General features: G+C 58.9%; 21 protein-coding genes, 3 tRNA genes and 1 pseudogene. 15 read left to right on the top strand and 10 right to left on the bottom strand.

Going from position 1 to position 22,931, the window contains the following annotated elements; all coding sequences use genetic code 11:
• Positions 1-206: 206 nt before the first annotated feature.
• Together ABLX76_RS05835 and ABLX76_RS05830 are read left to right on the top strand one after the other, a co-directional pair.
• Positions 207-668, top strand: a complete 462-nt coding sequence (locus ABLX76_RS05835; RefSeq protein WP_023290323.1) for a molybdopterin-dependent oxidoreductase — start codon at positions 207-209, stop codon at positions 666-668.
• A 10-nt stretch (positions 669-678) separates the two neighbouring features.
• The gene (locus ABLX76_RS05830) at positions 679-2,589 is read left to right on the top strand and encodes an EAL domain-containing protein (RefSeq protein ID WP_032428929.1); all 1,911 of its coding nucleotides are present in this window, start codon (positions 679-681) and stop codon (positions 2,587-2,589) included.
• Here ABLX76_RS05830 and ABLX76_RS05825 read toward each other — a convergent pair.
• On the bottom strand, positions 2,560-2,814 hold the full coding sequence (locus ABLX76_RS05825; RefSeq protein WP_348874182.1) for a hypothetical protein: 255 nt from the start codon (positions 2,812-2,814) through the stop codon (positions 2,560-2,562). The genes ABLX76_RS05830 and ABLX76_RS05825 overlap by 30 nt on opposite strands.
• On the opposite strand from ABLX76_RS05825, the gene ABLX76_RS05820 reads away from it, so the two are divergent.
• The gene (locus ABLX76_RS05820) at positions 2,813-3,145 is read left to right on the top strand and encodes a DUF1971 domain-containing protein (RefSeq protein WP_002911866.1); all 333 of its coding nucleotides are present in this window, start codon (positions 2,813-2,815) and stop codon (positions 3,143-3,145) included. The two genes, ABLX76_RS05825 and ABLX76_RS05820, sit on opposite strands and share 2 nt — an antisense overlap.
• A gap of 4 nt (positions 3,146-3,149) precedes the next feature.
• The gene (locus ABLX76_RS05815; protein ID WP_023290321.1) at positions 3,150-3,485 is read left to right on the top strand and encodes a DUF1869 domain-containing protein; all 336 of its coding nucleotides are present in this window, start codon (positions 3,150-3,152) and stop codon (positions 3,483-3,485) included.
• Between the two features lie 5 nt (positions 3,486-3,490).
• Here ABLX76_RS05815 and ABLX76_RS05810 read toward each other — a convergent pair whose 3' ends face one another.
• Positions 3,491-4,405: a LysR substrate-binding domain-containing protein gene (locus ABLX76_RS05810; protein WP_048297841.1), complete on the bottom strand. Its 915-nt coding sequence runs from the start codon at positions 4,403-4,405 to the stop codon at positions 3,491-3,493.
• Positions 4,406-4,536: 131 nt separating this feature from the next.
• On the opposite strand from ABLX76_RS05810, the gene ABLX76_RS05805 reads away from it, so the two are divergent.
• From ABLX76_RS05805 to ABLX76_RS05795, 3 genes are all read left to right on the top strand, one after another.
• Positions 4,537-5,112, top strand: coding sequence for a hypothetical protein (locus ABLX76_RS05805; protein ID WP_289553747.1), 576 nt, complete (start codon positions 4,537-4,539; stop codon positions 5,110-5,112).
• A gap of 192 nt (positions 5,113-5,304) precedes the next feature.
• Positions 5,305-6,141, top strand: a complete 837-nt coding sequence (locus tag ABLX76_RS05800) for an alpha/beta hydrolase (RefSeq protein WP_023290318.1) — start codon at positions 5,305-5,307, stop codon at positions 6,139-6,141.
• 204 nt (positions 6,142-6,345) lie between these two features.
• Entirely contained in the window at positions 6,346-7,317 is a 972-nt protein-coding gene (locus ABLX76_RS05795; RefSeq protein WP_023290317.1) for a sensor domain-containing diguanylate cyclase, read from the top strand.
• On the opposite strand, the gene ABLX76_RS05790 is transcribed toward ABLX76_RS05795, so the two are convergent.
• A complete protein-coding gene (locus ABLX76_RS05790; protein ID WP_048297839.1) occupies positions 7,314-8,417 on the bottom strand; it encodes an AarF/UbiB family protein in 1,104 nt (367 codons plus the stop codon). The two genes, ABLX76_RS05795 and ABLX76_RS05790, sit on opposite strands and share 4 nt — an antisense overlap.
• 253 nt (positions 8,418-8,670) lie before the next feature.
• Positions 8,671-8,746 (bottom strand) — tRNA-Asn (locus ABLX76_RS05785).
• A 193-nt stretch (positions 8,747-8,939) separates the two neighbouring features.
• On the opposite strand from ABLX76_RS05785, the gene ABLX76_RS05780 reads away from it, so the two are divergent.
• The gene (locus ABLX76_RS05780; RefSeq protein ID WP_348874179.1) at positions 8,940-10,376 is read left to right on the top strand and encodes an EmmdR/YeeO family multidrug/toxin efflux MATE transporter; all 1,437 of its coding nucleotides are present in this window, start codon (positions 8,940-8,942) and stop codon (positions 10,374-10,376) included.
• Between the two features lie 126 nt (positions 10,377-10,502).
• Positions 10,503-10,578: transfer RNA gene (locus ABLX76_RS05775), tRNA-Asn, on the top strand.
• A 168-nt stretch (positions 10,579-10,746) separates the two neighbouring features.
• Here ABLX76_RS05775 and ABLX76_RS05770 read toward each other — a convergent pair.
• On the bottom strand, positions 10,747-12,201 hold the full coding sequence (locus ABLX76_RS05770; protein WP_348874177.1) for an AMP nucleosidase: 1,455 nt from the start codon (positions 12,199-12,201) through the stop codon (positions 10,747-10,749).
• Between the two features lie 129 nt (positions 12,202-12,330).
• Entirely contained in the window at positions 12,331-12,576 is a 246-nt protein-coding gene (pmrD, locus tag ABLX76_RS05765) for a signal transduction protein PmrD (RefSeq protein ID WP_032453423.1), read from the bottom strand.
• 272 nt (positions 12,577-12,848) lie between these two features.
• On the opposite strand from pmrD, the gene ABLX76_RS05760 reads away from it, so the two are divergent.
• The gene (locus ABLX76_RS05760) at positions 12,849-14,471 is read left to right on the top strand and encodes an alpha/beta hydrolase (protein ID WP_255987960.1); all 1,623 of its coding nucleotides are present in this window, start codon (positions 12,849-12,851) and stop codon (positions 14,469-14,471) included.
• On the opposite strand, the gene ABLX76_RS05755 is transcribed toward ABLX76_RS05760, so the two are convergent.
• The 3 genes and pseudogenes from ABLX76_RS05755 to ABLX76_RS05745 all read right to left on the bottom strand — a co-directional run bounded on the left by ABLX76_RS05755 (position 14,382) and on the right by ABLX76_RS05745 (position 17,110).
• On the bottom strand, positions 14,382-15,314 hold the full coding sequence (locus ABLX76_RS05755; protein ID WP_048336040.1) for a nucleoside recognition domain-containing protein: 933 nt from the start codon (positions 15,312-15,314) through the stop codon (positions 14,382-14,384). The genes ABLX76_RS05760 and ABLX76_RS05755 overlap by 90 nt on opposite strands.
• Positions 15,315-15,431: 117 nt before the next feature.
• Positions 15,432-16,346 (bottom strand): MDR family oxidoreductase, encoded by a 915-nt coding sequence (locus tag ABLX76_RS05750; RefSeq protein ID WP_224222706.1) that lies wholly within the window; start codon positions 16,344-16,346, stop codon positions 15,432-15,434.
• Positions 16,285-17,110: pseudogene (locus ABLX76_RS05745) on the bottom strand (TetR/AcrR family transcriptional regulator). Before ABLX76_RS05745 ends, ABLX76_RS05750 begins: the two are co-directional and overlap by 62 nt.
• Positions 17,111-17,176: 66 nt before the next feature.
• On the opposite strand from ABLX76_RS05745, the gene ABLX76_RS05740 reads away from it, so the two are divergent.
• Both ABLX76_RS05740 and ABLX76_RS05735 read left to right on the top strand, forming a co-directional pair.
• Entirely contained in the window at positions 17,177-17,464 is a 288-nt protein-coding gene (locus ABLX76_RS05740; protein WP_142670073.1) for a hypothetical protein, read from the top strand.
• Between the two features lie 139 nt (positions 17,465-17,603).
• Positions 17,604-19,238, top strand: a complete 1,635-nt coding sequence (locus tag ABLX76_RS05735) for a Na+/H+ antiporter (RefSeq protein WP_023290300.1) — start codon at positions 17,604-17,606, stop codon at positions 19,236-19,238.
• Between the two features lie 94 nt (positions 19,239-19,332).
• Here the strand turns inward: ABLX76_RS05735 and ABLX76_RS05730 are convergent.
• Positions 19,333-19,408, bottom strand: a tRNA-Asn gene (locus ABLX76_RS05730).
• Positions 19,409-19,738: 330 nt separating this feature from the next.
• On the opposite strand from ABLX76_RS05730, the gene nac reads away from it, so the two are divergent.
• The 3 genes from nac to ldtA all read left to right on the top strand — a co-directional run bounded on the left by nac (position 19,739) and on the right by ldtA (position 22,733).
• Positions 19,739-20,656, top strand: a complete 918-nt coding sequence (nac, locus tag ABLX76_RS05725) for a nitrogen assimilation transcriptional regulator NAC (protein ID WP_004203498.1) — start codon at positions 19,739-19,741, stop codon at positions 20,654-20,656.
• A 106-nt stretch (positions 20,657-20,762) separates the two neighbouring features.
• On the top strand, positions 20,763-21,713 hold the full coding sequence (gene cbl, locus ABLX76_RS05720; protein WP_004180456.1) for an HTH-type transcriptional regulator Cbl: 951 nt from the start codon (positions 20,763-20,765) through the stop codon (positions 21,711-21,713).
• 78 nt (positions 21,714-21,791) lie between these two features.
• A complete protein-coding gene (gene ldtA, locus ABLX76_RS05715; protein ID WP_086075597.1) occupies positions 21,792-22,733 on the top strand; it encodes a L,D-transpeptidase in 942 nt (313 codons plus the stop codon).
• Positions 22,734-22,931 lie beyond the last annotated feature (198 nt).

Raw genomic sequence — 22,931 nt, 5'->3', positions numbered from 1 at the left:
AAGCGACCGGAAAGGCGGGCGAAATCACACCCTTTACTAAACATTCTGGCAATTTGCCAGCAAGCTTATACTTTTAATTAAATCAACGGATAACAAAGAGGAGCACCTTTTAAGAATTGACGTAAATGGTTTACACTTAACATGTCTCCTTCTCTGGAATGGTGAGTTAAATGCGTCTACTTCTTGCAGTTTTATTTTGTTCTGTCATGTTGCCTTCTGCTTATGCTGAAAAACTGCCTGCGCCGACAGGAAAACCTGTACTGACCATTTCCGGCAAAATCGGAAATACGAACGTCGGTGACAAGGCGGTTTTTGATCTCGCGATGCTGGAAAAGCTGGGCATGAAGACGGTGGAAACCACCACCCCCTGGTACACCGGCAAGGTCCGTTTTGACGGTATTCCCCTTAATAAACTCATGGATTTAGTCGGCGCTAAAGGTCAATCCGTCCGCGTGCTGGCGCTCAACGACTACACCACCATTATCCCGATGGACGATTTTTATAAATTCCCGGTCATTATGGCGTTAAAAATGAACGGCCAATATATGCGCGTTCGGGATAAAGGCCCGTTATTTATCGTCTACCCTTACGACAGCAGCGCTGAATTACAGAACCAGATCTATTATTCCCGATCGGCCTGGCAAGTTTCTAAGATTATAATAGAGTAAGGGTCGGATCTTGAATCGAATACTCACGGCTATTATTTTGTCGTTGTTTATTGTGACTGGATATATTACTTATCTGGTGCATGAGCGACAAAGTGAGTTGCAAAAATTTACCCGCTATACGGACTCGTGGTCAATGTCGCAGATGGTATCGGAATATATGCGACTGGAGTCTCGTCTGGCGGGAATGGCGATTGGGGCCGAAGGGGCGGACCACGATGAGGTGCGCCTGCGCCTCGAGATCATGATGAGCCAGATCGAACTCCTGCAGGAGGGCGATCTGGGTCGCTTTATTAATAAAAGCGAACAGCGGAAGGCGGTGGTCGCCACGCTGATCCGCAATCTCCATTTGCTTGATAAACAAGTTGATACCATGACGCCGGCGCAGGTTAAAGCGATCCTGCCGGTGTTAAGCGAGCTAGATGGCCCCCTGACCTCAATGGCGGCCGCCACGCTGACGCAAGATATTAATATCGTTAATATCACCCATGATAAAATTCAGCATCTCTATTATATCTACTCGGTGATCTCCATTCTGCTGATCGCCATGTGTATTTCCCTCGGGCTGCTGATGCTGCGGCAGAATAATAACCTGCGGCGCGCCCACGTTCGTATGAAAACCCTGGCCAACGATCTGCAGGCCTCGAAAGAGAAGCTGCAGGTGCAGAACCGTCGACTGCAGTACGATGCCTACCATGATTCGCTGACCGGTATGCCAAACCGTCTCTCTTTCTGGCAGCGTCTGCAGGAGATCGTCAATCAGGTTCGCCCCTATAATGGCTGCGCCGTGGTGATGCTTTTCGACCTCGACAGCTTTAAGGATGTAAACGATACCCTCGGCCATGACGCCGGCGATAAGCTGCTGCAGGATCTGGCCAGCCGCCTCTCTTTTTTCCGTAAAACCTCTGAGACGCTGTATCGTCTCGGCGGCGATGAGTTCGCGATGCTCTCTTACGATCTGACCGAAGAGATGGCGCTCGAGCGGGCCAATGTTATCCGGGAGAAGATCAGCCAGCCCTATCAGATCTACGATGCGCAGATTAATATCGACGCCTGCATCGGGATCGTGATCTCTGATGGCGAAAGCCGGACCGATTATCTGTACAAGTGCGCCGACCTCGCCCTGTATGAGGCGAAAAAAGAGGGCAGCGGCCATGTGCAAATCTTCCGGCCGGGAATGCTGCAGCGTCTGCAGGAGAATAAATCGTTTGAAGACGATCTGCTGCAGGCCCTGGCCCATGACGAATTCAAAGTCTACTACCAGCCGATCGCCGATACCGTTACGCGCGAAATCTACGGTTATGAAGCGCTGGTTCGCTGGTTCCATCCGGTGCGCGGCGCCGTGCCGCCGACGGTGTTTATCCCGGTGGCAGAGAAAATCGGCCTTATCAATGCCCTCGGCGAGTGGGTGCTGAAAACCGCCTGTGCCGAAGCGGCCAGCTGGGCGACGCCGCTCAAGGTCTCGGTCAACGTTTCACCGATTCAGCTGATGAACACCTCGCTGACCGACACCATTATCAGCGTATTACAGCAGACTGGCCTCGATCCGCGACGGCTGGATCTGGAGATCACCGAGTCGGATGTGTTCAATGAGAACACCCGTTCGCTGGAAATTCTCAGCCAGCTGCGCGAGCAGGGCATTCAAATCTCCATCGATGACTTTGGTACCGGCTATTCTTCGTTGTCGCGTTTAAGCTACTTCCCGTTCGATAAAATCAAAATCGACCGCTCGTTTGTTATCAATATTCCGGAGCAAAAAGACGATCTGGATATCGTGCGCCTGATTATCAGCATGGGAAAGAGCCTGCATATGCGCATTGTGGCTGAAGGTGTGGAGACCGAAGAGCAGTTGGCCTCGCTGCAGGCGCTGGGCTGCGACCTGGTGCAGGGCTATTTAATCGGCAAACCGAGTCCGCTGCGCTAAATGAAATATGAAGGCCCTTAAAGATATTATTCCGGGCGATTTCAGCAAGCTGAAATCGCTTTTTTTATTTTCCCTTAGCGCTAATCCCAGAGGGGTATAAAAAGGAGTAGAGATAAAATTCGCCAGGAAAATAATATCCTTCACCTTTGAAAGAGGTATATGATATGCATCATATAGGCTATTTCTGACCGTATCCTTTGCAACGGTAAAGCGAGGCGCAATCATGCAGCGAATTATTATTCCCACCCATTACGTTCATACCCGCAGCACGCCGCTGTGGACTAAGGAGACCGCTCCGGCCTCTATCTGGCGCCGCCATCTGGACGCTGGCACCCGCCAGGGGGTCTATCCCCGGCTGTCGGTGATGCAGGGGGCGATCCGCTATCTCGGCTATGCCGATGAAACCAGCCCCGAACCGGTTGAAACCCTGACCATTGAAGCCGGCCAGTTTGGCGTTTTTCCACCGGAAAAATGGCACTGCATTGAGGCCCTCTCGGAGGACACGGTATTTAATGTCGACTTCTATGTTGATCCGAAAATTCTCATCGAGGGATAAAATTATGAACAGTGAAAATAAAGGTTATACCTTAGCGGTAGAGAATGGCCGGCTTCAGCGGAAACAAGAAAAAATATTCCTCAAACCGATGGTCTTGTATATTCCTCAGCAGGCGGTAGAGGCCGTTAATGGGCTGCTGAGCGCTCTGCCGGACGACAATTTAGAGGGGGAGTTTGTGCTGACGGTCACCAATAACAATAACGGCGTCTCGGTCGATAAAAGCTTTTCCTCGCTGGCGGCGCTGCGCGACCCGCTTACCGCGGCCGATGCGGTGAAGGAGTTGATCAATATCGTCCGCGGCTATGAGTCCGACGAAGAGACCAACGTTTGCGGCTGGTAAGGCCGCTATCCCGCTGCCGGCTGGCCGCTGTCGACCAGGGCCATCTGACCCACCAGCCACTCCCGTAGCGCGATAATATCCGCCCGCTGCGCTGCCGCTTCGGTGGTGACCAGATAGTAGCTGGCGCCCGGCAATGCGCCGCTGAATGGCGCGGATAATACCCCGCGCTGCAGCAGATCCCGCGCCAGCAGTTCGCTGGCGATCACCGCCCCCTGGCCGGCCACCGCCGCCTGCAGGGCATGGGTTTCATCGCTAAAGGTTAACCCCGCGTCAATATTCAGCGTCGGCGGTCCATAGCGGCGACGCCAGTTCTCCCAGCTCGGCGAATCGGCCGGTACGTGCCGGTTGGCGACGTGAAACAGCGTCACCTGCGCCAGATCGTCAGGCCGGCTGAGGGCCAGCGTCGGGCTGGCGACCACGATAAAGCGATCCTTATGCAGCAGGGTACAGCACAGATCCGGCTCGGGCGTTTCGCGATAGCGAATCGCGGCGTCCACCGTGCCCAGATGCAGATCCACCCGTTCGACGCTGGTATGCAGACGCAGGTCGATAGCCGGAAAGCGGGCGGTGAAGTCCGCCAGCCGTGGCACCAGCCAGTGGGTGAGAAAATTGGAGGTGGTGGTGACGGTTAAGGATGGCGGCTGGCGGGCCTGGGCTATCTGGACGACGGCCTGCTCCAGGGCGCTGAAGGCGCGCTGGGTAGCGGCGTAGAGGATCTCGCCATCGGCGGTCAGGCTGACGCCCTGCGCGCTGCGTTCGCAGACCCGGCACTCCAGGACCGATTCCAGCAGTTTAATCTGATGGCTGACCGCCGTCGCGCTGACGCCGAGCGCCCCGGCGGCCAGTTTAAAACTACGCTGGCGAGCGACGGCGTGAAAGGCGCGCAGGGCACCCAGCGGCGGCAGGCGGGGGGTTCTCATGGCTGAGTTTTTCTCATCTATGGCTGAAAACTATGCGTTTGTGTGTCCCTGTATAGTGGCGATAGGCTACGGGCATGTAAAGACGATGACATGAGTTATTTTCATGCCGTTTAATGTGCCAGGAGCTGAATATGCACGTTTTACACCACCATGCCGCCGCGAACGCTGCGGGAACCATCGACCCGCGCGGTCGCGCCATCGCCCTCAGCGTAGTCTTCGCCGCCGGGGCCTTGCTGTTCATCATGGCCCCCGTTATCGGGGCGAGCGGCACGCTGGGTCTGCTGGCGCTCCTGATCGCGGCCTTCGGCGCCGGATGGGGATTCGCGCGCGCGCAGCCCTGGCTCTATCGGGCGCCCCTGACGGCGACGCGTTGGGCCTTCCTGGTGTCGGCGGCCGGCTGGCTGCTGGCGCTGGTGGCCTGGTATGGCGGCCAGGCCTGGCCGGCGCTGCTCCCCGGCGTGATGTTCGGCAGCGCGGGGGCGGCTGTCGCCTGGCGCGTTGCCGCGGGACGGGCGGCACTGTCGGGGCGCCGCGTCAGCGGCGCCACGGCGCTGAGCGTGGCTGTCGCTATCGCGGCGACGCTGCTGACCTGGCACACCGCCGGGGCAGGACGCGGCGGCGTGAACTTTGCCTTCGCCGTGCTGCTGGACTGGGCGCTGCTCGGCGCGCTGATTGTGCGGATCCGCCAGCAGGAGAGTGGGGCGTAGTAGCCGCCGCTTGCCGGGTTCAGGCGAGCCGATCAAGCGAAACGGGATAAGTCGTCCGGCGGGGTGATAAATTTCTTCTACACTGTTACTGGCATCACATTCCTGCGCGGCTGGCATCTCCGCCGGCCGCCGTCGGCATTCAGTCCAGGCACGGGCCTGCAGGCTGGTTATCCTGAAAGAGGAGTATGTAACATGGCATTTGTCACCACCCAAGACGGCGTCAATATTTACTTCAAAGACTGGGGTCCAAAGGAAGCTCAGCCGATTGTTTTTCATCACGGCTGGCCGTTAAGCGCCGACGACTGGGATAACCAGATGTTGTTTTTCCTTGCCGAAGGCTTTCGGGTCATCGCCATCGACCGTCGGGGCCATGGCCGCTCCGATCAGGTCAGCGAGGGGCATGATATGGACCATTATGCGGCAGACGTCTCGGCGGTAGTGGAGCATCTGGATCTGCACAATGCGGTCCACGTCGGGCACTCCACCGGCGGCGGCCAGGTCGCCCGCTACGTGGCCCGCTACGGCCAGCCGCAGGGGCGGGTGGCGAAGGCGGTGCTCATCAGCGCCGTTCCGCCGCTGATGGTCAAAACCGAACAGAATCCTGGCGGCACGCCGATCGAGGTGTTTGACGGTTTCCGCAAAGCGCTGGCGGCTAACCGCGCCCAGTTCTATCTCGACGTCGCCTCTGGCCCGTTCTATGGCTTTAATCGTGACGGAGCGGAGGTGTCGCAGGGGACGATCCAGAACTGGTGGCGACAGGGGATGATCGGCAGCGCCAAAGCCCATTATGAGGGCATTAAGGCGTTTTCAGAAACAGACCAGACCGAAGATCTTAAGTCGATTACGCTGCCGGTGCTGGTCATGCAGGGCGATGACGATCAGGTGGTTCCCTATAAAAATGCCGCTATCCTGCAGGACCAGCTGCTGCCCAACAGCCAGCTGATCGTTTACCCTGGCTTCCCGCACGGGATGCACACTTCCCACGCCGATACCATCAACGCCGATCTGCTGGCGTTTATCCGCGCCTGATCTTCCCTTTCGCCGGGCGGAATGCCGCAATGGCCTTCCGCCAGCGCCCCGGCCGCCCGTCGCCGGGGCGCGCCGGTTGACGAGCAGGGGAAATCTGCTTAACTCATGGGATACCTGACGACTATTTTCCCCCTGGCAGGATAAAACGCCGGGTTTCCCGCGGGAAGCCCGGTGGAATTCTGCGCAAGAGACAAGAGAGAGACAATGAAATTAGCCGGACTTCATCCCGACGAGCAGCGTCGCCTGCAATCGCTTCGCTCTTCCGGGCTGTTGAATAGCGGAAAAGAAGAACGCTTTGATCGCCTGACCAGGCTTGCCCGTTCGCTGTATAACCTGCCGGTGGCGTCCATCAGCCTGGTAGGGGAAGATCTGCTGCATATCAAATCCTGTGCCGGTCTGGATGTAGACACGGTGCCGAGAGACATTTCATTTTGCGCCCATACCATTTTGCAAACCGACCCGCTTATCGTTAACGACATGCAGCAGGACGAGCGTTTTCACGACAACCCGCTGGTGATTCAGGCGCCGTTTATCCGCTTTTACGCCGGGTATCCGGTGCAGCTGCCGGATGGCGCGACGGTGGGGTCATTTTGTCTGATGGACCATCAGCCGCGTTCGTTTTCCGCGCATGAAATGCAGATCTTAAGCGATCTGGCGGCGATCGTGGAGGATGAGTTCAAGGTGCTGGATGCGGCAACCTCTGATGAGCTGACGGGACTGTTTAACCGCCGGGGATTCCTCACCCTGGCCGAGTATGCCCTGCTGACGGCCCAGCGCCGTCATGAGCCGGTCAGCCTGGCGTTTGTCGACCTCGATCGCTTTAAGCACATCAACGATACCTGGGGGCATGAAGAGGGCGATCGCGCGCTGATCGCCATCGCCGATTTGATGAAAGCCGCCTTCCGTGAATCCGATATCCTCGCCAGGCAGGGGGGCGATGAGTTTATTATTCTGTTCGCCAATACCAGCCGCCACGATGCCGCGGCGGCGATGGAGACGCTCAGCCACAACGTGGCGCGTTTCAACCAGCAGGCGGCTCACCCCTGGCAGTTGGCGTTCTCCTGGGGCTGCGTGGAGTACGATCCCGCCAGCCACCCCAGTCTCAACGCGCTGGTGGCCACTGCCGACCGCCTGATGTATCAGGCGAAGCAGAAACAGGGGCGCGAGCGCCGTTAATCCTTTGCGGCGGCGGCATTCAGCAGGTACTCCTGTGCCTGCTGCCGCTTCTGCGCATAGTCACCGAGCAGCGCCTGCTGCGATTTCCCCGCGTTGTCATAAAACAGGCCGCCCTGATCGGCGATAAAGTCATAATGCTGTTCCAGCTGGCCTATCACCCAGTCGATACGTTGCAGGGTGAGCAAGGTGCAGGACTGGCCATGCAGGTCGTCTTCAATATCCAGCACGTGTGAGCGGAAGGCCTCCAGGGCAAATAACCGGCTCAGCGCGGCAGGGTCCGCCAGCGCCGTCTCCCAGCGCGCCGTTATCTGCTGAAAATGAGCCTGCACCTGCGGGGATGCCCGCCGGGCGCGAAGCCAGACCAGCTTGCGCCGGTAGCTTTCGACCGCCAGCCGCTTCATCTCGCGATACTGCGCCAGCTGCTGTTCGGCATCGGGCACCCGGGTCATCAGCCAGCTAAAAAAGAAGCGGGTCTCAAAGCGCTCGACAAAGTGAAACAGGGGATCGGCCAGACCGTTGCTGTTGAATTCTCTCAGCGGGTCGAAGGGATACATATAGCCAAAATCGAACAGCCACAGCTGCTCCTCCCGGTCCACCAGCAGGTTCCCGCTACAGAGATCCCACTCCATCAGCCCCTGCTCCTCACAGGCTTCCAGCGTGGTGAACAGCTGAGCGATCAGCGGCGGGGTCAGCTGGTGAATCGCCTCGCCATCGATCCAGGGGGAGAGGAGGATGCCGAGGCGATAATCGGCATACAGCGTCGGGACGATGTGGGTGAAGCGCGGCGCGGTATTTGGGTCATCCTTCAGCCGTTGCAACGCCTGCCGGCGCTGTACCTCGTTTAAAAACGACAGCTGGCCGTTAAGGTTGGCAACGCCGGCGACGGCGCGTCGTTTCTTTAAATTGTACTCCTTGCCGGCGATGCGCAGCCGGTAAACCTCGCCGGTCAGCCCCGAACCGTATACCTGCACCACATAGGGTGAATCCGCAGCCAGCGCGGCGAGGGTCTCCGGCGGCAGTGGACAGTGATTGACGTCGCCGACAATAAGAGGTTCTCCGCTGCGATCGAACGCCTGCTGCTGCTGTTGTCTGAGGTTCATGGCGCCTCCTTAAAAGTCATGGGACAGAGTGATTCATCCACGCTATCTCACCCGCAAGCGTCAGCAAAATCATCCTACCGCCGGGCGCTTTTTCAGGCTGAGCGGTGGCGCGTTCATGGAGGATACCTGGGGCGTAGGGCGGCGGCCCTGACGCCGTTGTCAATGAGGTGTTTGCCAGGCTGGGTGCGATTCAGAGTTAACGCCAGAGACGCAAGAAAGCAAAAAGCCTGCTCGTAAGCAGGCTTTTTAAATTTGGCTCCTCTGACTGGACTCGAACCAGTGACATACGGATTAACAGTCCGCCGTTCTACCGACTGAACTACAGAGGAATCGTGTGGAGTCGTATCTTAGCGGCGAAAAATCTTTTGTCAAACATCAATTCGCCCGTTCAGGTGCAACTGCCGCTTCCATCAACAATTTGTTGTCATTTCCGACAATGATTACGGAAAAATACTTTGCAGGATATCCATTTCTCGATCATCATTTGAAATGTTGTTTCAACATCTCTCACTAAGGTCTCTCTTGAACGTCACCTCCGCCGTACACCAGGCCGTCGAACGGACTTCCTGGTTTAAAAAACGTCAGCGTTATCGTGTGCTGTACTGGCGCGAAATCAGCCCTCTCGCTGTGCCCATTCTGCTGGAAAATGCCTGTGTACTGTTGATGGGGGTGTTGAGCACCTTCCTTGTCAGCTGGCTGGGCAAAGAGGCCATGGCCGGGGTGGGCCTGGCCGATAGCTTTAACATGGTGATCATGTCGTTTTTTGCCGCTATCGATCTGGGTACCACAGTGGTGGTGGCCTTTAGCCTCGGCAAGCGAGATCGGCGGCGGGCGAGAGCGGCCGCGCGCCAGTCGCTGGCCATTATGACCCTGTTTTCCATTGTGCTGGCGGGAGTGATCCACGCTTTTGGTCAGGAGATTATTAATTTTGTCGCCGGCGATGCCACCCCGCAGGTGAAGGACCTGGCGCTGACCTATCTCGAGCTGACGGTGCTGAGCTATCCGGCGGCGGCGATTGCGCTAATCGGCAGCGGGGCACTGCGCGGCGCCGGGACCACCAAAATCCCGCTGTTGATCAACGGCGGGATGAACATCCTCAATATCCTAATCAGCAGCGTGCTCATCTATGGCCTCTTCTCCTGGCCGGGGCTGGGCTTTGTCGGCGCCGGTCTCGGGCTGACCATTGCCCGCTATATTGGCGCCATCGCCACTATCTGGGTGCTGATGGTCGGCCTCAATCCCGCGCTGCGGCTGTCGCTGAAGGGCTACTTCAAACCCTTTAACTTCGCCATTATCTGGGAGGTGATGGGGATCGGCATCCCGGCCAGTATCGAATCGGTTCTGTTCAATGGCGGTAAGCTGCTGACCCAGATGTTTGTCGCCGGGATGGGCACCAACGTTATCGCCGGCAATTTCATTGCTTTTTCGGTGGCCTCGCTGATTAACCTGCCGGGCAACGCCCTCGGCTCCGCCTCGACGATCATTACCGGCAAGCGGCTGGGGAAAGGACAGATTGGCCAGGCGGAATTCCAAGCCTGGCATGTGTTCTGGCTGTCGACCATTATTCTGACGCTGATTGCCTGGGGCAGCGCCCCGTTCGCAGGCTTTATCGCCTCGTTCTATACCCATGAAGAAGACGTAAAAGAGGTAGTGAAGCAGCTGCTGTGGCTCAACGCCCTGTTTATGCCGATCTGGTCGCTGTCGTGGACTTTACCCTGCGCCTTCAAAGGCGCCCGTGACGTACGTTATACCATGTGGGTGTCGATGCTCGGCATGTGGGGCTGCCGGGTGGTGGCGGGCTATACGCTGGGTATCGTGCTGGGGATGGGCGTGATCGGCGTCTGGTTAGGGATGGTGCTCGACTGGGCAGTGCGCGGCGCGCTGTTTTACTTCCGCATGGTGAGCGGCCGATGGCTGTGGAAGTACCCGCGGGTGAAGGCCTCAACGCCGGATACCTGATCCGTTTGCCGGATAAACGCCATTTTTTGCGCAAAGTGAGGAATAATTCGGCAAACGATTCATTTTATTAAAAACAGGCTTTACAGCGTCCGGCGTCATCGTTAATATGCGCCCCGTTCACACGATTCCTCTGTAGTTCAGTCGGTAGAACGGCGGACTGTTAATCCGTATGTCACTGGTTCGAGTCCAGTCAGAGGAGCCAAATTTAAAAAAGCCTGCTTTCGAGCAGGCTTTTTGCTTTTCTGTCTGTCCGTTTCCTTGCGGACTCAACATCCGCAGCCACCGCCGGGACGTTTGTCTCGCTCACCCGGCCACTGACGCTCCCCTGCGGGGAACGCCAGCGTTTTCCTCTCTCTTCCCCCGTTGCCGGTTAGCGGAACGGCGGTTCGTTGAAGGTGCGTAGCTTACGCGAGTGCATGTGATCCCCCTCGGCGCGCAGCAGGTCGATGGCCCGAATGCCGAACTGCAGATGCTCAGAGATGGCCCCCTCATAAAAGCGGTTGGCCTGACCGGGGAGCTTGATCTCACCGTGCAGCGGCTTGTCCGAGACGCAGAGCAGCGTGCCGTAGGGGACGCGGAAGCGATAGCCCTGGGCGGCGATGGTCGCGCTCTCCATATCGATAGCCACCGCGCGGCTGAGATTAAAGCGCAGCGCGGAAGCGGAATAGCGCAGCTCCCAGTTACGGTCGTCGGTGGTGACCACCGTCCCGGTACGCAGCCGCTGCTTCACTTCCTCGCCCGGCATCCCGCTCACCTGCTTGGTGGCGTCGTACAGGGCGCGCTGCACTTCGGCAATGCTGGGGATGGGAATATCCGGCGGTAGCACCGCATCCAGTACATGGTCGTCGCGCAGATAGGCGTGGGCCAGCACATAGTCGCCGATGGCCTGGCTTTCACGCAGGCCGCCGCAGTGGCCGATCATCAGCCAGACATCCGGGCGCAGCACCGCCAGGTGGTCGCAGATGGTTTTGGCGTTGGCCGGGCCGACGCCAATGTTAATCAGGGTGATCCCTTTGCCATCGTGGGTGATCAGATGCCAGGCCGGCATCTGGTGCTTCTTCCACGCCAGATCGGAAATGGCCTGCTCCGGCGCTTCGGTTTCGGCGGTGATCCAGATCCCGCCGGCGCAGGAGAGGGCGATATAGGGGCTGTCAGGATCGAGGATTTGGCTGCAGCCCCAGCTGACAAACTCATCCACGTAGCGGGTATAGTTGGTGAACAGCACATAGGGCTGGAAGTGTTCCGCCGGGGTGCCGGTATAGTGCCGCAGACGCGCCAGCGAAAAATCGACGCGCCGGGCGTCAAAGTGCGACAGCGGATAGAACTCGGTAGGATGGAACAGGCCGTCCGCGGTCTCATCGCCAATCTGCGACAGCTCGGTGGTGGGGAAATAGCGCGTCAGACCGGCGCTCATCGAACGGTCAAGGGTCAGGGTGGAACCGTCTATCACGTAAGGGTAGGGGATTTCATGCTGCGACAGCTCGACGCTAATATGGGCGCCATAGTCCTGATACAGTAGGGTCAGCTGTTCGAGCAAATAGTGGCGGAACAGTTTCGGGTTGGTGATGGTAGTGGTATAGCACCCGGCATGGGTGAAACGTCCCCAGGCGCGCGTTTTAAGGGCTTTATGATCGGCGCCGTCCCAGGAGACCGACAGCTGCGGATAGACAAAAAGGCCTTCCGCGCGGGCTTCGGTATCAGGGAGCGTATGATGGTCAATATAGTCGCCGATGGCTTTGCGCAACGCCGTGACCGAGGCTTCATAACGCGATTCCAGCTCGGCAAGCGCTTGTTCCGGGGTCAGACTGGCGGCCTTGTTATTCATGATTCGCTCCTTGTTTCAGGTCTGCTGACATTCCCGATAGTATGTCACAGCGGGAAAAGGGCGAAGGGGAATTTATCTGTCAGTTGCGAAGATACTCAGATCAATACCGGCACAGGGGCCGGACTCGATTTATTTGCCGGCGTTTGCCCAGCGCGCGCTGCTATAATGGCTGGCGTTGCGGATCTTCAATGTCTGCGTCGGATTATTATTCAGACAATAGCGCGCATCGGCCAGCGGTGTGAGTTTATCCCCTTCCCGCAGGCGGAGGCGACAGGCTTCAATCTCAGCGATCATCTCCAGTGCGCCGCTCTGGAGCACGACGCGGCAGGGGCTGGACGGAGAATTATCCTGGACTTTTTTTACCCACCACTCCATCTGTTTTTTTCCTCTCCTGGTGTCACATCCGCCGATAATTCATGTTTCTTAAAAATCTGACAATAAGATTATCCCGCTGGTTTATGCAGTGTTTAAAAATAGGCGACCAAACGTTGATCTCAGCGGTAGGTTTTTTTTTGCCGGCAGGGAATGATCTGCCGGGTTTAATTTGCCGGAAGCGATGACTATGCTGAAAAGCAGACCGTGAGAAGCGCCTGTCAGGAATAGGGCAGAACGCGTTCGGCTACGCGATAAATATCAGAGAGAGCGTTATGAAGCATCTATTACGACACTGGCGAACGTCGGGCGCCGTTATCGGCTCACTGCTGAAAAAAGGGAGCATTGCGGTGCTGGCGCTGCTGGTGATGTTTCTCGCCGGACGGATCTATGAGTCGCAGCGCGGCCCGGCGCTGCATCGCTGGCATACCTGGCGCGGCAATGAGATGGCGGCCAAAGAGATCGACCAGGCGACCTTTGCCCAATATCTGGCGCGGGAGAAGACCATTTTCGCCGATCTCCAGCGCGAGGTGATGGATGCTTTACCGGAGGAAGATAAAACCCCCGTCAACCGCTTTTATCGCCACAGCCGCGTCTGGCCGGGACAGTTTACACAGGACTGGAACCGTTCTTTTATACTGTTGCCGCAGGGCAAGCCGCGCGGCAGCGTGGTGCTGCTCCATGGCCTGACCGATTCGCCCTACAGCGTGCGCTATCTGGCGCAACTCTGGCGGCAGCGGGGCTATGTGGCGGTGGCGCCGCGTTTGCCGGGCCACGGCACCGCGCCGGGGGCGTTAACCGCCGTTGACTGGGAGACCTGGCTGGCGGCAACGCGTCTGGCGGTGCGGGAAGCGACGCGCCTGGCCGGGGCGGACGTGCCGCTGCATCTGGTCGGCTACTCTAACGGCGGCGCGCTGGCGCTGAAGTATGCCCTTGATAGCCTGGAGGACAGCCACTTGCGCCAGCCGCAGCAGATTATCCTGCTGTCGCCGATGATCGGCGTGACGGCGTTTGCCCGTTTTGCCGGTCTCGCCGGGCTGCCGTCCATCTTCCCGGCGTTTGCCCGCGCGGCCTGGCTGAACGTGGCGCCTGAGTTTAATCCGTTCAAGTACAACTCGTTTCCGGTAAAAGCGGCGAGACAGTCCTGGCTGTTGAGCCAGGCGCTGCAGCAGCAGATTATTCGCGCGTCCCGTCAGGGGGCGCTGAAAGCGCTGCCGCCGGTCCTCACCTTTCAGTCGATAATGGATTCCACCGTCAGCACCCGGGCGGTGGTGGAGTCCCTGTATCGCTACCTGCCGGACAACGGCAGCGAGCTGGTGGTGTTCGACATAAATCAGGCGGCGGATCTCCGGGTCCTGTTCCGTCCCGCGCTCTATGCGGCGGTGAATACGCTGTTGCCGCCGGCGCCGCGGGCCTATACCACGACGGTGGTGACCAACGCGACGGCGCACACCCTGCAGACCATCGCCCGTACCACGCTGGCGCAGGAACGGGAAGAGCATCGTTATCCTTTACACCTTGCCTGGCCGGCGGATATGTACTCCCTGTCGCATGTGGCAGTGCCGTTTCCCCTGAGCGACTCGCTGTATGGTCGCGAGCCGGACGAGAAGAACCGCTACGGCATTAGTCTGGGCACCATTTCACTGCGCGGAGAGACCGGGACGCTGAGCGTGGGGCTGGAGACGTTAATGCGCGTCACCTCCAATCCTTTCTTTCCGTGGATGCTGGCCCGCGTCGATGAGCATATCGCCTGCGGCGAGCAGGCGGCGGTGGTGGCCTGCCTGAAGGCGCAGGCCAGCGCGGAGGCGTTAAAAGAGGATCAGGTGCAGGACGGTGCGCAGCAGAATGCCGACGATCGCCGCGGGAGCCACGAAGCGAAACAGGCGGACAAACCGTGAGCTGATGCCGAGGAAAATACCGATTCCGGGCAGATCGAAGGTTTGGATCAGCAGGCCTGCCGAGGCGTTGACCTGGCTGACGGTGACTTTGCCCTGCTGGATCAGCTCGGAAATGACGCCAAAATAAGCGGTGCCCCCGGCGACGCACTTCACCAGCGCCGGCAGGACAAAGTTCTGCGGAATATGCAGCCAGCCGAGCACCGGTTTCAGCAGCTGCTGCAGCAGGTCGATGACGCCAGCGCCCTGCAGCAGTCCGACAATGGTTAACGACAGGATCAGCATCGGCACCGCGCCGAGCGCCAGGCGGATGGCGTCGGAGCCGGCGCTGTTGATCACCGCCAGAATGCCCTGACTGTTCTGCTCGGCGTTGGGCAGCGCTTCCGCGCGAGGGTTCTCGGCGACCGATAGGCGCCGTCCGGTGACGTGCCAGGCGACCGCCGCCGCGCACAGGCCGCCGACCACTGAGATAACGATCGAGGCCAGCCAGTGCAGGCCGAAAGGGGTGAGGGGATAAAAGACGTTGCCTTGCCCCATGGCGAAGACCATGGCCAGGGTGGCGGCCATTTGCCGGTCAGAAACGCCGCGTTTGTCCATAATCGACAGCGTGGCCAGCGGGGCGGCGAAGCTGACAAAGTTAATCTGGATCAGGGCGAAGGCGCTCATTCCGGTTAAGCCGAAGGGCTTCAGCAATGGCGCAACCCAGCGCACAATCACATCGAGGATGCCGCGGACCTCCAGATATTTCATGATAATCAGCATGATCACCATGATCGGCAACAGCGTATACAGCGCGACGTCAACGGACGATTTGCCCGCCGCCATAATGATGCTTATGACATCCATTTACGTTCTTTACCACTCGCAAAGCCATTCGTTCGCGTCATCATAATCCCGTGGGGAAGGAAATGATATGTCAGGATCGCCCAGGGACCGGCGCCGTGGGGCGCCGGGAGGAGAGGATTACTGGCCGATGTTGACCAGCGTGCGGCCATGAATATTGTTGCTGAGGAAATCTGCGGCATACGCTGGCGCCTGCTCCAGCGTGATTTCGGTGGCTGCCTGTTGGTAGTAGCTTTCCGGCAGCAGCTGGGCCAGACGCTGCCACACCGCGTCGCGTTCTGCGGTGGGCACCATCACCGAATCCACCCCCTGCAGACGCACATTGCGCAGAATAAATGGCATCACGGTGGTTGGCAGATCGAAGCCCCCGGCCAGACCGCAGGCGGCGACGCAGCCGCGATAGTGCGTTTGCGCCAGCACTTTGGCCAGCATCGTGCCGCCAACGGTATCCACCGCGCCCGCCCACAGCTGTTTCTCCAGCGGGCGGGTCTCTGCAAAGTCGCTGCGCGGCAGGATGGCGTCGGCCCCGAGCTGGCGAAGGTAGTCGTGCGTCGACTCGCGGCCCGATACGGCCGTCACCCGGTAGCCGAGCGCTTTCAGCAGTACCACGGCGGTGCTGCCGACCCCGCCGCTGGCGCCGGTGACCAGGATATCACCGCTTTCCGGGGTGATGCCCGCGCTGACGAGGGCATCGACGCACAGCATCGCGGTGAAGCCGGCGGTGCCGATGATCATCGCCTGGCGCGCGCTGAGCGCCTCCGGCAGGGCAACCAGCCAGTCGCCTTTGACACAGGCCTCGGTGGCCAGACCGCCCCAGTGGTTTTCGCCCACGCCCCAGCCGGTGAGGATCACGGCCTGGCCGGGAACAAAGCGCGGATCGCGGCTTTCACTTACCCGGCCGGCAAAATCAATCCCCGGCACCATCGGGAACTGGCGGATGATTTTGCCTTTGCCGGTGATCGCCAGGGCATCTTTATAGTTGAGACTCGACCAGTCGATGGCGACCCGCACGTCGCCTTCGGTAAGGGCGGGCAGGTCAATCGCTTTGACGGTGGCCACGGTGCGGTTGTCAATCTGGTCCAGAACTAATGCTTTCATGACTGAGTATTCCTCGTCTGAAGGGAGTTATCGGCGCTATCGCCGTCCTGTGCAGGTGTTATTGTCATCATAGTGTGCGCAAAGAAATCCCAGTACTGGTTAAGGGGAGCGGCGGACTGGACCAGCCTGGCGCGCATCACCGCGCCTTCCCAGCCGATCCAGAACACCTGGGCCAGCGCCTCCGGCGAGGTGTCGCTGGCGATCGTCCCGGCAGCCCGCGCCTCGTGCAGGCAGCGGGCCACGCGCGCCTCCCATGCCGCCAGGATGGTCTGCAACCGCTGGGGAAATGCCTCGGGCAACAGGGGAGCTTCCTGCAGCAGGTTGCCTACCAGGCAGCCGCGACGAAACTGGTATTTCTCCATTCCCTGACCGGCATCACGCACGAAGGCCGCCATCCGTTCCAGCGGCGGCACGGCGTCGTCCAGCAGGAATTTATCTAATTTATGCGCAAAGTAGTCGCCATAGGCGGCAAGCACGGCGAGGCCAAAGGCCTCCTTGCTTTTGAAACAGTGGTAAAACGACCCCTTCGGCACGGCGATGTTCTTGATCACCGCATCAATACCCGCTGCGAGATAGCCCGTTTCGGTCAGCACCTCCAGGCCCGAGCGGATCAGCGCCTGTCGCGTGTCGACAAACTGGCGATCGGCCTTTGGCGGTCGGCCGCGGCGGGGCTTCTGGTTGGCGGAGGTAGCGGGATTCATCATTTAGACCGTATGGTTTAATTGTTTGTCAGGGTACCCCCAATCCCGGTGGGGGGCAAGCCATGTATGGCAGAGAAGGGCGGGATTTCCAGGCAGTCGGCTTATGAAGGCTACGCGGATTATCATCAATTATTAATGCGTGGTTCTCCGCGCGGCTGCTGCAGAGAATATCAATCCGCTGAGACTATTCCGCTGACCATATATCTCTCCGGCCGCCACGGAATGATAAGGATGAATGGTAGCGATTATATTGCCGGGCTGGCGATGATTTGCAGACTCTGGCGGATTGACAACTCCGGCATGATAAAACACATTGTCCCCCCTGAAGGGGCGCCGGTTGCCACCTCAGTTTAAATAATAACGCCGCAAGGCAGGAAAGCCTGTCCTTTATTATCGGCGTCTGGATAAATAACCCGCCGCCGAAACCACACCTGCGAAAAAGGAATAACAGCCTGATGTACAGAATGAATATTGCCGTCAAAGGAGGGGATGAATGTCGCTAATCGCTATTGTGCTGGTCTTTATGATGGCCATCGTGGTGACGGTGTTCATTTCCCATCTTCTGCCCGTTAAAGTGCCGCTGCCGCTGATCCAGATCGCCGCGGGCGCCGCGCTGGCCGCCGGTGGTTTTCAGGTCGATTTCGATCCGCACATCTTTTTGCTGTTGTTTATCCCGCCGCTGCTTTTCCTTGATGGCTGGCGGATCCCGAAAGACGCGTTTTTCCGCGATATGAAGCCGATTCTGTCGCTGGCGATAGGCCTGGTGATGGTCACTATCCTCGGCATTGGCCTTTTTATTCACTGGCTTATTCCGGCGATCACCGTGGCGGCGGGGTTTGCCCTGGCGGCGATTCTGTCACCCACCGATCCGGTGGCGGTATCGGCAATGACCGCCAGCTCGCCGCTTCCTTCCCGGATGGCGCATATCCTCGAAGGGGAATCGCTGTTAAACGATGCTTCGGGCCTCGTCGCTTTTAATTTCGCCATCGCCGCGGTGCTGACCGGCAGCTTCTCCCCGGGAGAGGCGGTGATGAAGTTTTTCCTGATGGCGTTCGGGGGCATCCTCAGTGGGCTCGTGGTGGTGTGGGTCACCGGCAAATGTAATAACTTTCTGGTGCGGCGCACCCGCGAGGAGCCGGCCATCCAGATCCTGATCAGCCTGCTTATCCCCTTCGCTGCCTACCTGCTGGCCGAGGCGTTCCATGTCTCCGGCATTCTTGCCGCCGTCGCCGCCGGCATTGCGATGCACTATGAACAGCTGTCGGGGCCCCGGCTACCCGCGACGCGCATGAAAAGCAGCGCGGTGTGGTCCATGCTGCAGACTACCCTCAACGGGATGATCTTCCTGATGCTGGGCGAGCAGTTGCCCCGCATGCTCAGGACGTTGCCGGCGGTAGCCAGCCAGGCCGGCGTCCCTTCGCCCTGGTATCTGCTGCTGTACGCCGTGGCCATCACTCTCGCGCTCGGTCTGATGCGTTTCGCCTGGGTATGGCTGTCGATGACGCTGACCATTTTTCGCCGCAAACGCCGGGGCAAAGCCATCACCGTCCGTCCGCGATTCAGCATCCTCGCCGTCATGGCGCTGGCGGGGGTCAAAGGCTCCGTGACGCTCGCCGGTATTCTGACGCTGCCGGCGGTGCTGGCGGATGGTTCACCATTCCCGGGCCGCGAACTGCTGATCTTTCTCTCAATGGCGGTGATCCTGATGTCGCTGGTGGTGGCGGCTATCGGTCTGCCGTTCATGACCCGCTATCTTGCCGATGATTTACCCCATGACACCGGCAAAGACGATATTGGCGCCGTCATGACCGAAGTGGCTATCAACCGGCTGAATGCGCTACTCGACGAGCCGGTGGAGGATCCGACTGAGCAGGCCCTGCGGGCTGATGCCGGCAATATGCTGCTGGAAACCTACCAGCGGCGGCTGCACTATAACGACAATGACGAAGGGCAGGACGTCGGGCTGGAGCTGGCTAAGCGCGCCAGGCTGGAGAAATATATGCAAAGAGAGGTCATTATCGCCCAGCGTCAGGAGCTGTTCCGGCTGCGTCGCGCCCACAACATTAGCGATATCACCTTTTATGAGGTGCTGCGAGAGATAGACCTGAAGGAAGAGAGCTTGCGCTAGGGGCGCCATCGCCGGAGGGGGGATCCTTCGCCTTCCGGCAGCGCAGCTGGCGCGGAAAAGCAAAAAGCCTGCTCGAAAGCAGGCTTTTTAAATTTGGCTCCTCTGACTGGACTCGAACCAGTGACATACGGATTAACAGTCCGCCGTTCTACCGACTGAACTACAGAGGAATCGTGTGAACGGGGCGCATATTAACGATGCCACCCGGCCTTGTCAAAGCCTGATTCAAAGAATTGCGTTCGACTGCTGACAATTTCAGCAACCCCCGCGCATGCGCTGTTTTTTTCACCAGATTGCACCGTTGTAGTGCGAATGTACCCCTAATGGGGCATACCACAATCTGCTTACCGGGCAAATAAAAACCGGATTGCTATCACTATCCCTTATAACACCGCCTGTGGCGGGCAACGGCAGCGGAAATGAAAAGCTGGCAAGCAAATTGCAAAACCAGTTTCATCATACTTCCAGCGTTGACGCTGGCGTTCCTTACAGGAGGCAAAATGAACTTAAGACGACTGAAATATTTTGTGAAAATCGTCGATATCGGCAGTCTGACCCAGGCCGCTGAAGTCTTGCACATCGCCCAACCGGCCCTCAGCCAGCAGGTCGCGACCCTGGAAGGTGAAATGGACCAGCAGCTGCTGATACGCACCAAGCGAGGGGTCACGCCAACGGAAGCCGGTAAAATCCTTTATACCCATGCGCGGACCATCCTGCGCCAGTGTGAGCAGGCGCAGCTGGCGGTCAATAATGTCGGCCAGACGCTGCGTGGCCAGGTCTCGATCGGCCTGGCGCCGGGCACAGCGGCCTCCGCCATTACCATGCCGTTGCTGCAGACGGTGCGTAATGAGCTGCCCGAGGTGATGGTCTATCTGCAGGAAAGCAGCGGCACTGCGCTGAATGACAAGCTGCTGGCGGGCCAGCTGGATATGGCAGTGCTGTATGAGCGTTCGCCGGTGGCCGGCATCGTCAGTCAGCCGCTGCTGAAAGAAGACCTCTACCTGGTCGGCACCCGCGACTGCCCGGGGCAGAGCGTGGACCTCACGGCGGTGGCGGAGATGAACCTGTTCCTGCCGCGGGATTACAGCGCGGTACGGGCGCGGGTCACTGAGGCGTTCACCCTGCGTCGTCTGTCGGCGAAAATTATCGGCGAGATCGAATCCATTACCACCCTGACCGCGGCCATCGCCAGCGGCATGGGGGCAACGGTCCTGCCGGAATCCGCTGCCCGCTCCCTGTGCGGCGCGGCGAACGGCTGGATGGCGCGGATTAGCACGCCGTCAATGAGCCTGTCGCTGTCGCTGAACATGTCGGCGCGCGGCGGTTTGTCGCCGCAGGCGCAGGCGGTGAAGGAGATCCTGCTGTCTCTGGTGAGCCGTCCGTCGCTGGAGAACCGCGAACTGCAGCTGGTTAGTTAGGCTATATTCTCTTAAGGAATAAGTTGCTGGTTTTTATTATTTGTTACCCGGGACAACAGACTTTAACAATAGCAGATACGTTAAGTCCATTGGCCCGGAGGAAAGGGTGAACTTCCAGCAACTGAAAATTATCCGTGAGGCGGCCCGTCAGGATTACAACCTGACGGAAGTCGCGAATATGCTCTATACCTCGCAGTCAGGCGTCAGCCGCCATATCCGGGAACTGGAAGAGGAGCTGGGGATTGAGATCTTTATCCGTCGCGGCAAACGCCTGTTAGGCATGACCGAGCCGGGTAAAGCGCTGTTATCCATTGCTGAGCGGATCCTCAATGAAGCCAGCAACGTCCGGCGGCTGGCGGATCTCTTCACTAACGATGCCTCCGGCGTCTTAACCATCGCCACCACCCACACCCAGGCGCGCTACAGCCTGCCCCCGGTGATTAAAGCTTTCCGCGAGCTGTTCTCCGACGTTCGCGTCGAGCTGGTGCAGGGCACCCCGCAGGAAATCGAAGCGCTGCTGCATAACGGCGGGGCGGATATCGGCATCGCCAGCGAGCGTCTGAGCAACGACCCGACGCTGGCGGCTTTCCCCTGGTTCCGCTGGCATCACAGCCTGCTGGTACCCAAAGACCATCCCCTGACCCAGGTGTCTCCTCTGACGCTGGAGGCGATTGCCCGCTGGCCGTTAATCACCTATCGCCAGGGGATCACCGGCCGTTCGCGGATCGATGAGGCCTTCAACCGCAAAGGGCTGATGCCGGATATTGTGCTGAGCGCCCAGGATTCCGATGTGATCAAGACCTACGTCGAGCTGGGGCTGGGCGTCGGGCTGGTCGCCGAGCAGTCCGGGGATGCCCGGGAAGCGGACACCTTTACGCGGCTCGATACCCGCCATCTGTTTGATGCCAATACCGTATGGCTGGGACTGAAGCGGGGTCAGCTGCAGCGTAATTACGTCTGGCGCTTTATCGAATTGTGCAACGCCGGACTGTCGCTGGATGAGATCAAGCGCCAGGCGATGGAGCCGGAAGAGGCCGCTATCGACTATCAGATTTAAGGAAATGCTGGCCAGCGGATCGGGGAGAGGAAATGCCGCTATAATTCACACACGAGAGTCGCGACTGAGGAAGGGAAAATGACGATGCGGCGTGTGACATTACTCTGTTCGGCGCTGATGCTGTTCGTCAGCCACAGCGCGCTGGCCGTCAGCTATCCGCTGCCGCCGGAGGGGAGCCGTCTGGTGGGCAGCGCTTTTACCATTGCCGTGCCGGAGAACAACACTCAACCACTGGAAAGCTTTGCCGCCCAGTACGGCCAGGGGTTGAGCAATATGCTGGAGGCGAACCCCGGCGTCGATGTTTATTTGCCGCACTCCGGTTCGACGCTGACTATTCCGCAGCAGCTGATCCTGCCTGACACCGTGCGTGAGGGGATCGTTATCAACGTCGCCGAGATGCGCCTCTATTATTACCCGCCGCTGGGCAATAGCGTGGAAGTCCTGCCAATCGGCATTGGCCAGGCGGGACGCGAAACGCCGCGTAACTGGGTGACGGCGGTAGAGCGCAAGCAGGAAGGGCCCACCTGGGTACCGACCGCCAATACCCGCCGTGAATATGCGAAAGAGGGCAAAACCCTGCCGGCGATGGTGCCGCCCGGTCCCGATAATCCGATGGGGCTGTATGCGATCTATATCGGCAGGCTGTACGCCATCCACGGCACCAATGCCAACTTTGGCATCGGGCTGCGCGTCAGCCAGGGATGCATCCGCCTGCGCAATGACGACATTAAATTCCTGTTTGATAACGTACCGGTGGGGACGCGCGTCCAGCTGATCGATCAGCCGGTGAAGTACACCGTGGAACCGGATGGCAGCCACTGGCTGGAGGTGCACGAGCCGCTGTCGCGCAACCGGGCGGAATTTGAATCCGACAGAAAAGTCCCCTTGCCGATGACCTCGGCGCTGCGCGAATTTACTCAGGGACCGGGAGTGAGTCCTTCGCAGGCCGAGCAAACCCTGCAGCGCCGCTCCGGCATGCCGGTGAATATCAGCGCCACAGCGGCGCAGGGGAGTTTGTAGGGGGTCGTTTAGCCTCATTAACGGCTATTGTAAGAAGGCTCTTGTGCTGTCGATGCATTCAACGTTGTTGGGGATAAGGATCGGGAAACCGATCCTTAACTTATCAACAGTGGCGGTGATGGCGTGTTAATGAGGGCGCCAGGAGAGGCTCAGGCGGAGATGATAAAGTCTGCAAATATATCTATGGACTTAATATTG

It is taken from the genome of Klebsiella sp. JB_Kp004 (genome assembly GCF_040065795.1).
Taxonomy (GTDB): Bacteria; Pseudomonadota; Gammaproteobacteria; order Enterobacterales; family Enterobacteriaceae; genus Klebsiella; species Klebsiella quasipneumoniae.
The sequence above is the reverse complement of the archived record's forward strand: the minus strand, read 5'-3'. Positions and strand labels throughout refer to the sequence as shown.